A 15611-nucleotide genomic window follows, 5' to 3' on the forward strand; every position below is an offset into this window, starting at 1 on the left:
TCTCAAAAATATGCCTTTATAGATATCTTCCCCTTCTTGGGCTTGATAAACACACATTCCCTCGCTTTATCAAACTCTTTATGCTCCTCTCCGTCCACCAATATCCTCTTCATTCTCTTTCCCTCGGGATGGCGGAGGCGAAGAACCAAACGCTCAGCGGAATTCTCCTCCAGACACTCTATCTCAGCTTCAATGAAACCATCCTTTATGTGGGAAGAGATTCTGAAGCTAACCCTTCCGAAATAAGTGGGAGCATTTGAGACTTCCACATTTTTGCCATCCTCCATCCAATACGTTGGGAGGAAGGGAGCAAGCCAGAGCTCCTTTCCCCTCTCAACGACAAACATATTCCTCGTCTGCACCAGAAACCATCCTGTTTCGTGAGTTTTATTCCAAGCTCCCATATTATGGAAATGCTCCCAGAAAGAGAGATTCTCTTCATTCAACAAAGAAGGAATCGCGTTGAAATAAGAGCGGATGAAGGGTTTTATCTCGTCGCGTTGGGCATATATCTCCACCATTCTCGTGTAGTATGGCTGGAGCTTGGAGAAACCGCCCAAGTTGAACCAATCCTTGCGATTATCCTCCTCGGGATATTCTCCCATCCCGCTGTATAGAAACCAGTAATCCTCCATATGCTCAACAATCCAATCAGCATCCCTGCTTTTCGCCTCAAAAACGCCGCAGGGAACGAGATAATGCGCTCCGATTTCCACATCTCCCGCCCAAGAGCGATTCCCATCCTCCCCTGGATACATCTCCCCAACCTTACCGAAGCAGTATAGCATGCCCGGATAGGCGGGAACCCATTTCCCATTAGAAAGACCGAGAACCGGCATTCGCGCTTGATTCCAGCGATAAGCCCTCACAATATCCTCCCTAAATTCCCTCGCATCTTCTCTGAATTTCTCCGCTTTGGGGTAACCTACCTCGGCGAGAACTTCTCCCATCTCCGATAGTCCGGCGTAAAAATGCGCCTGATTGAAGAAACGATAGGCAAAGCGATTCCAATCCGCAGCCACGCCCGGGGGCATCAAGCCGAATTCAGGCACCCTTTCCCCTTTATAATCCATTACCTTCGTTTTCTCTCTCTGCCGAACAATCCAATCGCAAACCCTCGCTACCTCATCCGCATACCTTCTCAGCCATTCCCTGTCTCTTGTCAATTTAAAATGGCGGGCAAGGGTCCAGAGATGCCAACCAGTTCCCAATATAGTGTAGCCAGTTGTGAGATAACCCTTCTCGTTGTAGCGATTTATGAAGAACTCCAATCCTCTTCTTGAGAACTCTGAATGTCCGAAGAGGTCCATCCCATAGATTATTGAATGTGCCTCGCTCTCCAAGGGACCATATGACATAGAGGCAATCCAAGGGGCGATTCTCTCCCCTTCTTCCTCATTCCTCGCAGCTATCAAACAGTGCACCTGGGAAGCTTTTATCACATTCGCAAGCAAGGGTTCGGGAATATCAATCCGAAGCGAATTTGAAAGCACTCTTTCCCAGTATCCTTTCGTTTCAGCAACAAGCAAATCAAATCTATCGGATATAGCTAAAGAATCTCCTTCCCCTTGCTCTATCTCCCAGGCGGGGATGTAGAGAAGACATCTTTTCCTTTCACCCGGTCTCAATTCCCATCTTATATTTATTTCATTTCCTTTAATTTCCCCTCCGGAAATCTCCAAAAAAGCTAAAATCTTATCATCAAGAAGGATGGCTATCCCTTTATCCTTTGCTTCCAAGCGAGCCGGTATGCCCTTTTCCTTATCGGCAAGGAAAGATAATGTTATCTCTCCTCTTTGGAGGTCTTTACCCTTATTTATCGCCTCTATCTCGGCAACAAATAGGGGCTTCCTATTGAACCAATAGGGAGGTTTTTTCGTTTTCTCGTCGCTCTCATCGTAGGGAACGACGAAGCTCCTCTGCCTATAAACTATCCCCTTCTCCTCAATTTGACTGACTGTGATTGGGAACCACCCTCCGTCAAGATATCTCTTCAAATTCTCGCTTTTCCCCGAGCCGAAATGCGCCTTGACCTCCATTGCTTCATAGATAACTCCACCTTCACGGGGAACAACGAACTTATGATTATCACAGGCAAGGGAGAGCATAGTGGGACCGTTATTTTGGATGGGCTTATGTACCTTCTCCATCGCCTGAGAAAATCTCTGGTCTGGCATTTCTCTCACGAGCTCAATAACGCTCTTCTTCCCCTTGATTTGCTTCTTATATTCCTCAAATTTGATTTTCGGTGGATAAGTTGTGGCGAAAACGCCGAAGTCCTCAACATAAACACAGCCATTCTCAAGGATATCTTCAATGGCTATTCCGAACGAAAAAACAGGAAGTTTTATTCGCAAAATTGTTCTGTCAGATTTTGATGGCGACGGGCGGAAATATCGCAATTTCAGGCGGAGCTCCTTGCTCAAATCCCATTCAGTTTTATAAACTTCCCCTCCATTTGTGAGAATCTCCCCATTGTAAATCTCTACTTCTCCCTTGCCCTCTTTAGGCTTCTCCAATTGAAGAACGAACTCTCCATCTTCGGGAATTGAATTTGTGAAAGCTTGAACTCGCTTTATGATTATCGTTTTGGGAGTGGGAGGGAAGATAAAACGAATCTTTTCCGTTCCATTCAAGGCGAGCTGGGGCTTACCCTGCCAATTTATAATGAAGCTGAGCGTTGAGTTGCTCCCTTTTACCTCTGCCTGTAGAGGAACCCAGTTCCCCTGCCAGTGGGATTCCCCTAACCAGGCTTGAAGCTTGATTTCCTCAGGATTGGAAATTACATTTCGTTCTGCAAATTCCAAAATTAACTCCTTCACTCTCCTCCTCTCATACCAGACGAGACCTATACAACCCTCGCCATTCATCCCTTTTTCAACGATGTAGCCCTCAGGCGATGGAGGGAGCTCCTTTTCAAGGAATAGGTCCTCGGGAGGAAATTCTTCAATTCTATTACATCTACAGCCATCCATCCTCTGCGGGTCTGAGTAGACAATCTTTGCAAAGGGAGCGATATCCATATTATGCAACCCCCTTTCGGGTTTTCTCGCTGATGGGTCTCTTATGAGACGGGCGTTCGCCCAGTTTGCGCAGTCGCAGATGATTCCATCTCCCGCGTCTTTGGAAACGAGCTTGAGCTCCTTAGCCCCTTTTAAGGAAACGCGAACTGGAAGGGGAGGGTCAAGCTCGTGTCTAATTCCGCTATCAAATACCTTCTTACCATCAACGAAGATTTGGAAGATGACGCTACCCACATTTTGTCCGCCCTGCCATTGAACGCCCACTTCAGCCTCAAAGGCAAGATATTCGCCATTGAGAGCTATTAAAATCTCTCCATTGGCGTGGTGTCCGAGTCCCTTTTCATATTGTTTATCCTTAATTTGGAGGGGAAGCGGGGTCTGATAGGAGGCGTGAGCGGAGACATCCAATCCCAAAAGACCCCATCCTTGAGTGAATGAGACGATTCTCTCCAAATGGTCGCTTAGGAACTCCTCTTTTGCACTATTAACAACACGACCATTCAGTAGGAAAGGAAGAGATAAGCCAAATAATAGAACCATCATCTTCATTTCGTCTTGATTATAACATATTTCCACAAACTTCTAAATAAATTTGACAAAGAAAATATATAGTATCCTGTAATATAAATAAAACACGTTTTGTTTTCTTAAAAATCTTGACTGAGTTTGAAATTGTTTTAGAATAGGAAATTAGATGGGGCTCAAGCCAGGGTTAAGGTTGTTAAATAGCCGCGGAGGAGAAAAGATTCTCATAGGGAGAATCTCTGGTGCCAATATATGTGCTTCTTTTTTCTTAAAATTCAGCAAGCTGGGGTATTGTAATGTTTCATCTTTAAAAATCATCAAGGAAAGGAGGTGAAAAAGGATGAAAAGGAAGGGATTCACTCTGATTGAGCTTCTCGTGGTCATAGCTATCATAGCTATTCTGGCCGCGATTCTGTTCCCAGTTTTCAGCCGTGCACGAGAGCAGGCTCGCAAAGCCGCTTGCCTCTCAAATATGAAGCAAGTAGGAATGGCGCTGATGATGTATGTGCAAGATTGGGACGAGACATATCCATACCTCATATCCTGCGCTGCCCCAGAGCATGTGCTTCCCACTTCCCTACCTCAAGGTCTGCTCCATCCTTATGTGAAAAACTGCGGCGTATGGGAATGCCCATCTGGAATTCGGATAACAACCATAGCTGTAGCTCCCGAAGGAGATAGGGCTATATGGGACCCCAATTGGGACAGCTGGCGCCTACCTATAGACTTCGTCGGACACACAATTAACATAGGGGTAAACGAGGTCTTGGTACCTAATCTCGCTTGTGATTGGAGCGGTGGAAACTTTGGACCGGTGGTCCGGATGTCGGAAATCCAAGCTCCCGCAGAGATAATCGCCTTCGCTGACTCACCAACAAATGCCACTTGCGGAGGAAATAGAATACCTTTCTCAAATGTATGCGCAGCTGGCTGCAACCCCGACCCTAACCATCGCACAGTTAGCAAGCACACACGCCATACAGAGGGAAGCAACATCGTCTTTGCGGATGGACACGCGAAATGGCTTAAGTGGGAGGTAATAGCAAATAATTGTTGGAGCTTAGTGGACCCAAGAGGAAGGCCAGTAAACCCAATCTTTGGAATAAGGACATGGTTTGAGAGATGGGGAGCTGAGTGGTGGCCGTAAGGAAAAAAGGGGGGCGGGCTAAAGCCCGCCCCCTCTTTTTTCTAAAAGCGTTGGCTATAGGTCAGATTAATCCATCTCCCCGGTCCCGGGTAAAAGACAAGGTCCTCGTATTCCTTGTCAAAGAGATTTTCAATTGAAAGCGTTAGCTTCCCATCGTTCCCTATCTTTTTGCCGATTTTCAAGTTGAATAGAACGTAGCCTCCCACTTCCGTCGGAACAGTTACATTCCAAGGGTCACCTACCCAAGTGGGTTTATCCACATCGGTCTTCCTTGGTCCTACCGCTATCATCTCCAAATCATAACTCGTTTCCTGCTTTCCCTGGAGGGAAACACCCGCCTTCAGCATATTCTTCGGCATTGAGGTGCGAAATACCACAACAAGGGGACGATTCTTAACCAAGTCTTTGGCATCCAAATAGGTGTAATTAATCCACCAAGTGCCGAAACTGGTTTCCCTCTCAAGTTCAACTTCCAATCCTCTCAGACGCGCCTTACCTATGTTTTGATAGACATTATTGGCATCCGCTCCAATTATGTTGTCAAGCTTCGTTTGATAGAGGGACAAATTGAAATCATAACCTGGGGAAAGCTTCCTCTCCCAATCAAGCTGATATGTCCAACCCGTTTCTGGTTTCAAGTTAGGGTTACCTACCCACATACCTACTCCGTAGAGCTCGTGTAAGTCAGCGAACCTCCTGTTTTTGGTAACAGCGAACCTTATCTTGCTGTTTTCCCCTTGCGGAATATGAACGCTGAAGAAAGGAGAGATTATGTTCTTTCCTGGCTTGGCGGTATCATAGCGAAGTGCGAGAGTATATGCCGTAAGTTTGGAGGTTAGGAATGTATTTTGGAGGAAAACCCATTTGAAAGTTTGGTTATGTTTCTCCCACATATAGCCCGGGATATTACCCAAATACTGAACATCCAACTGACCGGGTGTTCGGAATGTATCCCTTTGATAACCTATACCATATGTCCAAATTGTATTTGGATTCGGACGGAGATTGTATTGAAACTCCGTCTTCCAAAGAGAGTAGCGCCATGGCATGAATACTGGCTTTACATCTCCTGTCGTTTCTGAATACGATTTCCATGCCTGGTGACCTGAGAATGCATAGGGAGCGATTCTAAGGAAGTAATCGGCTCTCTCGCTAATCCGTTTCTTATAAGTTATTGAGCCGGTAGAGCGAGAATGTATCGTCCAATCTGCCTCCCACTTCTTTTTGGGGTTTGGTCCAGTTGGTCTATATCCCCAAATTAGCCCCGTCATAGAGGTGCCAGCAACTGTTAGTGTTGAGTCCTCCCCTAAGGAGAAATTCAGCTTCATTGAGGTTTCCGTGAGATTCTTCCTCTGATGTTGCCTCCAGCCAGAATGAAGACCCTTATTTATGGCGATGAAGTAGTTTCTCTCCTCGTTTCCGCCTCCTGCCCAGAGCTCATAAGTTTGTCTACCATATCCCCCGATAGTCAAGCTTGCCCCTGCTCCCGGATACTTATCCCCGCTTTTAAGAGTGAGGAGAATTATTCCACCTATGGTTGAGCCAGGGTATTGGGGAGGAGCGGGACCTTTTATTATCTCAACTTTTTCAACCGCTGTGAGGGGCATCATATTCAAAACATAAGGCCTACCAATGGGAGAAAGTATTGCCCCCTCTACTAGTATCTGCGTCCACTTGCTATCATTGCTCCTCACTATAGGGATGGAAGCACAAAGAGCAGCTCCTATAGCGGTAGTTGTCCCCGAAGTTCTCTTCAAGACATCCGGAAGGGTCTGCACATTCACCATCTTCTCAATCTTCTCAACCGGCACCTCCTCCACCTCAGCAGGCTTCTCCTTCTCCGCCTCCACTTCCACAGCGATGGAAATCTCCGGTACCATCTCTTCAATCGTCTCATCCTGCGAGAAAGCAATTATGCTAAGGAAAAATATACTCGCTAAAATAAACAGCTTCGCCCTCATTTCTAAACCTCCTTCCTAAAAATTCTATTTGTTTAAACAATACAAAATTTATATGTCAAATATTTATCATTAATTTGACTTTTTTGGTAAACGATTTTAAAAAATTTCCAATAGCTTGCAGAAACACAAAGGGGTAAGATAATCATATTGGAGGTGCTAATGGATTGCGTTTAATCGCTTCTTGTATTATGAGTATTTTTCTTTTTGGTTCACCCCATTTGATAGGCGAATTAAGAAAGGGAGAGACGAGCATCGCTCTGATAAAGGAATGGGATAAAATAACGGGTTTCTCCTTGAAGGCTAAAGGAAAGCCCATCGCCTCAATATACTGGGATAGCTTGGGCGTTCTTTATCCCACTCATTTTGAGGAAAAAGATGATTCGCTTCTCTTCCGAGATTTCAAAACTCATCCATCATTTTCACTCAGCGATAGCTATTTGAAAATCTCCTTCTCTTCAAAAGATGACTATCCGGAGATTTATTTCCGCTTAAAGATAAAGGATTTTGACCTGCAAAAATGGGAATCCGCTTTCGGGAAAATTCCCTTCCATTTCCTCGCCTGTTCCTTGCCAGGCGCTTCAATCTTCCAGGGCGGTGGAGGATGGTCAATTGCCACCCCGAACATAGACCCTTATCCCCTCCTTGGCATCACTCCTGAGGCAAGGAAAATCGCCTCTGAATGGTCGGAGAATTGGACATATGCTCCCTCAATTGAAGCCCACGCACAACCTGTTGCGGGCTTGTGGTACCCCGAAAAGAAGCTCTACATCGGCTATGCCTTCTATGAATCCCGATTAAAAGGAGAGCCACCTCCTCCTGTTGGTATGGCTTATTGTTGGAAGAGCAAGAAGGTTAATGAATTCCTTACCCTCGTCCTTCCCTATGCAAAACCCCATCGCAAGTTCCGTTATCCTCAAAAGGGTGATTTATTGGAGGGGCATTTCACCCTCCTTTATTCAACAAACCTTCCATCCGATTCCGACCCCAATCTATTCTGCAATGAGTTCGCCTGGCGAAGATATTACAACCTTATGCCCTCCGTTCCCAACTACAGCGACCTTTCCTGGCTACCAAGCCCATATAGAGTTGATGAATTTCGTCATCCACCCTTTTACGGTCTTATCCAAGAACATCAGGGAGATGTCTTCATCAAAAAGGGCTCACTATTGGGAATAGGGACGAGCTGGCTATGGCCACTGGATTACTTCTATGAGAAGGAAGACAATGAAGCTTTGGAGATTCTCCATAGGGATTTGGAGAGATTGAAAGGCTATGCACGCCATATTGATATTGATGGTGACCATTGCGTTTACTGGCAATGGCCTCTTGAGGGAGATTGGCAAGATTTCTGGGGAAAGGGCGTGCCAACCCTCCACAATATTCACGGAACCCTCTGCGCTCTCGCATTTCTTGATGCTTATCGCAACGAGAGAAATCCCGATTACCTTCCCTACATAGATGGAGCCCTCCTTTGGCTGAAGCACATCCTGTTTACGCGCAACTGCTATCCAGATGTTCCCGATGGGATGTTCGCATGGGATGCCGCTCCCTTTGCGACATTTTGCATAAAATACGCTGACACCTTCCGTAAAGATAGAAATAGAAAGGAGCTCGTCTCGCTTGCTGAAAGGTTAACTCGCAGTTTGGTCTATCGCTGTCTGGCTATGTTCAGTTCCGACAACAATCCCTTTGACAATATAGATTCATCTTGGATGATGGGAGGGAACGCGGGAGAGTTTTGGATTGGCATAGGGAGCGCCAATGAGCTGTGGGAGATGACCGCTGGTGTTCTTCTCGCCTATATATCCACGGGAGACCCGATACTAGGGCAGTATTTAAGGGGAATATTGGAAAGATGGCATTGGCTCTTTAGGGATTCTCCCTTCCACAAAAGAGTCTTGGATTGGGATGGTGAATTTGCAGAGATTTGGGCGCTCTGCGATGGCGTCCCAGGTTATAAGAAGGACCAGAGAAGCAAATTCGGTGGCTTGTGGGGCGGTTTGGAGCAATTAATCTATCCGCCAAAGGGCGCTAAGGCGAGGGTTGTCTGTAGACAGAAATCGGCTCTCGCCTTCAATATAGAGGGAATCCATACGACTATTTCCCAATACAAAGCGGATGCGGAAGCTAATTTCTCATTTAAAATAAACAGCAAATTAAAAGGGAAATTCCCTCTCGCAATAACTTGGCCTTTCTCCGATTTAAGAAAGAAGAGAGTGAAGGTAAACGGGGAAATAATAAATCCCTTGGTTTTTGTTGATAGACCCGATACCGTTATCATCCCTCAAGTTGAGGATGGGGATTTAGTAGAGGTAGGGAATTTGAATTCCTCTACGCCGTTATTATCGTTGAGAATAGGAAAGGGAAGAAGGAGATGGGAAGCGATAAGTCCCTCCGAAGATTTTCAGCAAATCGATTTGAGTAAGTTTGCGAATGTAAAGATAAGGAGGGATTGGCTTGATAATTCCACTTGGGCGGGATACGAGGGAGGATTGAAATGGCTCTTCGGCATCCCCTTCGTTTTAATTGAACCGGGATTAGATGACCATCCTTGTGCCTTTAGGGGAGAGATTCCCGTTAAGATTAAAGGAAAATGGGATTATATTTTCCTCCTTATTGGAGGTATAAATCCCGATTCCCTTTTGCTTCTTAATTTCTCAAATAAAAAATCAAACAGTTTAGACTTAAGTAAAGCGGTGAGCGCTATTGATGGTTGGCCACCAATTTTTAGATGGAAGCTCTCGCTTATATATGCTCCTTTAAATGATAATTTGGAGAGCATAAAGGTAGAGAACTGTCTCTTATTCGCAGTAACATTGGCAAAGAAGACGAAGAATCTTGTCCTCTCCTTTAAGGCAATTGAGGAAATGCGAGAAGAGGAGAGGATGAAAAGGGAAAAGGAAAAGAGAAGCGCGCGAGTAGCGGAATATTTGAAGAAAATCGGGAAATGCGCCATTCTTCCCTTACCCCAAGGACACGATAACTCGCCTCCGGAAATCTTCTATTCAGCAGTTAAAGAGGGTTTACTTCACTTGCTCACACCAGAAGAATTCGTTGATAAAAGCGTTTTCAACGCCAAGAATTTCCCTATCCTCTTCGTTTTCGGAGACGAAAGCTACATTCAAACCGTCAGGGAATTTGGGGATGGTGATAGGGCGCTGATAGAGTATTTGAAAGGGGGAGGAACGATTGTATCGCTTGCTAACGGTCCAACCCCCTTTGCTTACAATGAGAAAGGGATTCTTCTTCCCTCATATGACCGCTTCGGCTTCACACTATGCGGGAGAGGAGGAACGAGACCTCCTAAAAATCCCTCAGCTTATGCCCCTTGGGAAAAACCACCTTTGGGAGAAAGATTTGTCTTTAGAAAGAATATCAGTCTGGAAATTTTAAAGAATCTGCCGGAGGAGTTTCCCTTCTACAATAGCGGTGACCTACGCTGGCGACCTATGGGAAACTTCTGGTCTCCTGAAGAGGCGGAATACATTCCTTTGATAACCCTTTACGATAGCAAGGGAGAGAATAGAGGGGACGGAGCGGTTATAGTGCGATTCAAAGGAGGCGTATTAGCCCCCGGTAGGGTGGTTTATGTCTGGTTTCGTTTATGGCAGGATGAGAGATTCGGCGATTATTTAATAGAGGATATAATAAAGGCATTGGCTGAAACGAAATAAAGGGGTCCACATTATTCTATCATTTTAGCCGCTTGACCTTGCTTTTCTCCAATACCTTAAAAATTTCGGTTTGTGTCGTTTGCGAGCCCGCCAAAGGCGGGCGTGGCAATCTCTTCTTCTCTCGTTGCGATGGCTCCCACAAGGGAAGCGTGGCAATCGCTTAAAGAAATAAACCAAAAAACCAAGATTGGTTCCACCAACACAGTTCGCAAATCTCACCGCCTTTACCTTGACAAAATTGGTTCCACTTCATATTTTTACAAACTTGCCATAAAATGGGTGATTTGTATAATATCATTTGGGATATAAAATGCCACAGTTTAAGCTTGTCTCCGATTATAAACCCACGGGTGACCAACCCAAAGCTATAAGGGAACTCGTTGACGGATTAAGGAAGGGGTATAAGTATCAGACCCTCCTGGGCGTTACTGGCTCGGGAAAGACATTCACGATGGCTAACATAATCGCTGAGGTTCAGCGCCCCACCCTCGTCATAGCCCACAACAAAACCTTGGCAGCCCAGCTCTGCGCCGAATTCAAGCAGTTCTTCCCCTATAACGCGGTTGAGTATTTCGTCTCCTACTACGATTATTATCAACCAGAGGCTTATATTCCCGAGCTTGACCTCTACATTGAGAAGGATTCCTCCATAAACGACGAGATAGACCGCCTACGCCACTCCGCAACCCAAGCGGTGATGAGCAGGAGGGATGTGATTGTCGTAGCCTCCGTCTCCTGTATCTATGGACTGGGAACCCCAGAGGATTATAAAAGAATAACCCTCGCGATAAAAAAGGGAGAGGAAATGGACAGGGAGGAGATGCTTCTCCGCCTGGTGGAGATGCAGTATGAGAGGAACGATTTCGCCCTTCAGAGGGGGAAATTCAGGGTGAGAGGGGATTCCGTGGAAATCTTTCCGATTGATGAGGAGGTAGTTTATCGCATAGAGTTCTTCGGGGATGAAGTGGAGAGAATCTTGGAGATAGACCCTATCAGCGGTGAACTGAGGAACGACCTTGATTATCTTTATCTCTTTCCCGCCACCCATTATGTCGCTCCCTGGGACAAGATAGAGCGGGCGATTGCCTCAATTGAAGAGGAATTGAAGGAAAGGCTCGCCTATTTTGAGAGTCAGGGGAAATTTTTGGAAGCCCAGAGATTAAAAGCCCGCACCCTCCACGACCTTGAACTAATCAGGGAAATCGGCTACTGTCCGGGAATAGAAAATTACTCCCGCCATTTTGACGGTCGCCTTCCCGGGCAGCCTCCCTACACTTTAATTGACTACTTCCCTGAGGATTTCCTCCTCTTCATAGACGAATCCCATCAGACCATCCCCCAGCTTCACTCAATGTATGAGGGAGATAAATCCCGCAAAGATGCTCTTGTGGAATATGGCTGGCGTCTTCCATCAGCCTACGATAATCGCCCTCTAAAGTTTGAGGAATTTGAGAAGAAAATAAATCAGGTTATCTTCGTCTCCGCAACCCCTGGTCCCTATGAGCTCGCTCATTCGCAAAAGGTGGTTGAGCAGATTATAAGACCGACAGGTCTCGTTGACCCTGAGGTGGAAGTGCGTCCAACAAAAGGACAGATAGATGACCTAATCGGAGAGATAAGGAAGAGGGTGGAGAGAGGGGAAAGGGCATTGGTCACCACTCTCACGATTAAGATGGCTGAGGACCTCTCGGAATACCTGAGCGAATTGGGGATAAAGGTTCATTATCTTCACTCGGAGATAGAAACCCTTGATAGAGTGGGAATTTTGAGGGATTTAAGACTGGGGGTTTATGATGTTGTAGTGGGGGTAAATCTTCTAAGGGAGGGGTTGGATTTGCCGGAGGTATCATTAGTGGCAATATTGGATGCAGATAAGGAGGGTTTCCTGCGCTCGGAGACCTCGTTGATTCAGATGATTGGGAGGGCATCAAGGAATATAAACGGCAAAGTGATAATGTATGCGGATACGATAACGGAATCTATGAGGAAGGCGATAGAGGAGACCAATCGGAGAAGGAAAATCCAAATGGAGTATAACGAGAAACACGGGATAACCCCGGAAACAATCAAGAAAGCGGTTCACGATATCCTTCAACAGAAGATGATTCAATTGGAGAAGGAACAATTAAAGGTGAGCGAGGAAGCAGCTTCCTATTTAGATGTTGACTATATCCTCTCCCGCATAGTTGAGCTGGAGCGGGAGATGAAGAAGGCGGCTGCTAATCTTGAATTCGAAAGGGCAGCTCAGCTAAGAGACGAAATCAAACGACTTAAGGAGCTTGTGTCCGCTCCCTCAGGCGGGAAGAGGGGCTGATTATTCAGAGGGCACTGGGGGTTCAGAGGGCTCTTCTGACTCACCGACATACTGTTGTAGAAGCTCGCCGACGAATTGTTTGAGAGTTTGTCCAACAAACTTCTTAAGAAGCACGGCTTCCTTTCCTTCCTTTATCTCCTTGAAGGCGAGCTTGGCGAAAGCTCCCGCTATATGCACCTTCAAATCCTTCTTTCCCCCCTCTTTAGACATTTCCTCTTCCATCTCCTGCAGTCTCTTCAGAGCGAGGTCGGCATTAGCTCTGAGAATGTTCCTCACAGTGTTTCTCGTCAAGCCTAAGAACTTCGCTATCTCGTCCTCAGTCTTCATAAGCTCCTCTCTAAGAACGACGGCAAAGGAAGCTCTTGCAAGGGAAGGAAGCCAGGTAAGGGCGCGATACTCGGCGAGCTTGTGCAGTCCCCCCAAGAGGTCTATCGTCTTGAGGAAAACCCTTCCCGCTAAAAGCTCAATGTCATCGTCCTTGCGAATGGGTTCCACTATCATCACTTCTCACCTCCTATTGGGTCAAGTATTTTCACGAGCCCTGTTTGGGTTATCTCCATAATATGGGTATAGGTATCGTGCCCGGAAAGCCTGCACCCATCTATCCTGAATAGGCGCACTATATCGCCGATTTCCTTCTTGTAGAGCTTTGCCTTATAGGATGAATCAACGAGTTCCTTGGCGAGGACCATCGTGCCATCAACTATGTGCCCTACCGCATAACCACCAGCCGCCTCAGCCGTTAGCTCCTCGTGTCCGCTCCTCTTTTGCGATATCAGTATCGCCGTCTGATGCCACTTCTTGAGGAAATTGAAGATTCTCCTCACAACAGCTCTCGCCATCATCTCTTTGTTCTCATATAGACCAGTTATTGAATCTATCACCGTGAACTTGACCTTATAGTTCTGGATAACATAGGCAAGAGTGGCGAGAAGTTCCTGAATGTTCTCCCGCAGATTGCCATAAGATGCTGCGTCTATTATGAGGATGTTATCGGAGAAATCGTTTAAATCATAACCCATTGCTTGAGCTCTCAATCTCAAACCGCTGACGAGAAAGGGAGCGGGTGATTCAACCGTTATGAAAGCAACCTTCTCTCCCCTCCTCGCTTGTGCAACTGTGAATTGTTCAGCCATCAATGACTTCCCCGTATCGGATACGCCTGTGAGATTGAAAACGGAATAGGCGGGTAAACCACCAAGCGTTTTCCTTGTCAATTTACCATCCACCGATTCAACTGTGAAGAAAAGGTCATCCAAACCCTCAATACCGGTGGGAATGCCGACGATTTTGGGAGCTTTGGCGAGGGCTTCCTTAGCTGTGAAGATACTGCGCTTATCAGGCTGAGGAAACTCCCTCTCCTCTGCTTCAAAACTTGCTCTTTCTAACTCCTCTCTTTCCATTGCCATCGCAAACCACCTCCATTTAATATTTTTTAACGCATAAAAAAGAAAAGTCAAAAATCAACAAATAAAAAATAGTTTAAATTGCTTCTTCGCTACGCTCCTCGCAGCTACCGCTCGTAATGAGTAAGGAGCTAAATGTCATTGCAAGTCCGACAAAGGAAGGCATGACAATTTCATTCCTTAGCTACGATTAAATACGAGATTGCGAGCCTGACTGCTTACGCAGTCAGGCTCGCAATGACAGTGAGGTTCTTACCTCGCTATGGAAGGAATTGACACTGAAACCTATACCCATAGATGCGAGTTTACTTTTTGGTGATAAACCTTCAATCCCTTTAAACCTGTATCAAATCCCCTGGGCGTGATTCCTTTATAAGGGCGAGAAGGAGAATTGAGGCGAGAAACGCCAATCCGGCGCCGAATGTAAAGGCGGTTATGTGACCCGCCCAATGCCAAATCGCTCCGAAGATAACGCTCGCGGGAAATGCCCCAACCCCAATGGCGAAACGATAAATCCCGTATGCGGTTGCCCTCAGCTCTGAGGGAACTAAATCCGCTATGAAAGCCCTTTCCGTTGCCTCCGTCAGGGAATAATAGAACCCATAAAATATGAAAAGTAACCATACGTGAATGGGCTGGGAAGAGAAGGCGAAGCCGAAATATGTTAATGCATATAAGAACCAGCCCAAAACAATCACATATCTTCTCCCTACCCTATCGGAGATTATTCCCGCGGGCATAGAGAAGAGAGTCCTCGTCATATCCAACGCGAACCAAAGCATCGGTATGAGGGAGAGGGAAATCCCTATGTCTTTCGCTCTCAAAAGCAGAAAAGCATCGCTTGAATTCCCTAATGTGAAGATTATGACTATGATAAGGAAGAGCTTGAATCTATGGTCAAAAGGGCGGAGTGTGAGCTGAACGGGAGGGGCACCCTCCTTTCTCTCGGGCTTCCTTTCCCTAACGAAGATGAGGGCGAAAAGGCTGAGGAGGGCAGGAATTGAAGCTAAGAAAAATATGAGGCGAAGATTCTCTTTAAGGGTGATGAGGAGGAGCGTGGCTAAGATTGGTCCAATTGCTGCTCCCAGATTATCCAGCGCCCGATGGAAGCCAAAGGCTCTTCCCCTGAATTCCTCTGGGGTTGAATCCGCAACAATTGCATCGCGAGGAGCTCCCCTCATTCCCTTGCCGAACCTATCGGCAAATCTTATAAGGAGGACTTGCCAGGGAGCTTTAGCAACGCTGAGGATTGGACGAGCAAGGGAGGAAAGGGAATATCCGAACACGACAATCGGCTTTCTAACAGCCCATCTATCCGAGAGCCAACCGGCGAAAATCTGGAGGATGCTCGCCGTTGTCTCCGCAATCCCTTCAATAACCCCTATGAAAGTCGTTCCCGCCTTTAAAACGCTCTTGAGGAAGATGGGGAGAAGGGGATAGACCATTTCGCTGCTGACATCGTTCAACAGGCTAACGATTCCCAGGAGGAAAACATTTAAGGTAACTCCCTTGAGAACGAATCTCTCTTTTTTCTCCATAGAGGAAAATTATAAAACCTGTA

General features: G+C 46.2%; 9 protein-coding genes. 3 read left to right on the forward strand and 6 right to left on the reverse strand.

The genetic code is table 11. The features are described 5' to 3' along the window. Positions 1–2: 2 nt before the first annotated feature. Positions 3–3572, reverse strand: coding sequence for an NPCBM/NEW2 domain-containing protein (locus H5T88_01150; GenBank protein MBC7328946.1), 3570 nt, complete (start codon positions 3570–3572; stop codon positions 3–5). A gap of 316 nt (positions 3573–3888) precedes the next feature. Between H5T88_01150 and H5T88_01155 the strand changes: the two genes are divergently transcribed. Continuing rightward, positions 3889–4695, forward strand: coding sequence for a prepilin-type N-terminal cleavage/methylation domain-containing protein (locus tag H5T88_01155; GenBank protein MBC7328947.1), 807 nt, complete (start codon positions 3889–3891; stop codon positions 4693–4695). A gap of 41 nt (positions 4696–4736) precedes the next feature. On the opposite strand, the gene H5T88_01160 is transcribed toward H5T88_01155, so the two are convergent. Continuing rightward, positions 4737–6656 carry a TonB-dependent receptor gene (locus H5T88_01160; GenBank protein MBC7328948.1) on the reverse strand — a complete coding sequence of 640 codons (1920 nt, stop codon included), beginning with the start codon at positions 6654–6656 and terminating at the stop codon, positions 4737–4739. Positions 6657–6844: 188 nt separating this feature from the next. Between H5T88_01160 and H5T88_01165 the strand changes: the two genes are divergently transcribed. After that, positions 6845–10330, forward strand: a complete 3486-nt coding sequence (locus H5T88_01165) for a hypothetical protein (protein MBC7328949.1) — start codon at positions 6845–6847, stop codon at positions 10328–10330. A gap of 56 nt (positions 10331–10386) precedes the next feature. Here H5T88_01165 and H5T88_01170 read toward each other — a convergent pair whose 3' ends face one another. Next, positions 10387–10542, reverse strand: coding sequence for a hypothetical protein (locus H5T88_01170; protein MBC7328950.1), 156 nt, complete (start codon positions 10540–10542; stop codon positions 10387–10389). Between the two features lie 98 nt (positions 10543–10640). Between H5T88_01170 and uvrB the strand changes: the two genes are divergently transcribed. Continuing rightward, positions 10641–12644, forward strand: a complete 2004-nt coding sequence (uvrB, locus tag H5T88_01175; GenBank protein MBC7328951.1) for an excinuclease ABC subunit UvrB — start codon at positions 10641–10643, stop codon at positions 12642–12644. Here uvrB and H5T88_01180 read toward each other — a convergent pair whose 3' ends face one another. The 3 genes from H5T88_01180 to H5T88_01190 all read right to left on the reverse strand — a co-directional run bounded on the left by H5T88_01180 (position 12645) and on the right by H5T88_01190 (position 15588). Further along, entirely contained in the window at positions 12645–13145 is a 501-nt protein-coding gene (locus H5T88_01180; GenBank protein ID MBC7328952.1) for a hypothetical protein, read from the reverse strand. Then, a complete protein-coding gene (locus tag H5T88_01185; protein MBC7328953.1) occupies positions 13145–14053 on the reverse strand; it encodes a KaiC domain-containing protein in 909 nt (302 codons plus the stop codon). The genes H5T88_01180 and H5T88_01185 overlap by 1 nt, the downstream gene beginning before the upstream one ends. 332 nt (positions 14054–14385) lie before the next feature. Beyond that, on the reverse strand, positions 14386–15588 hold the full coding sequence (locus H5T88_01190) for an MFS transporter (protein MBC7328954.1): 1203 nt from the start codon (positions 15586–15588) through the stop codon (positions 14386–14388). Positions 15589–15611: the final 23 nt, after the last annotated feature.

Source organism: bacterium, assembly GCA_014360495.1.
Lineage (GTDB): Bacteria > Armatimonadota > JACIXR01 > JACIXR01 > JACIXR01 > JACIXR01.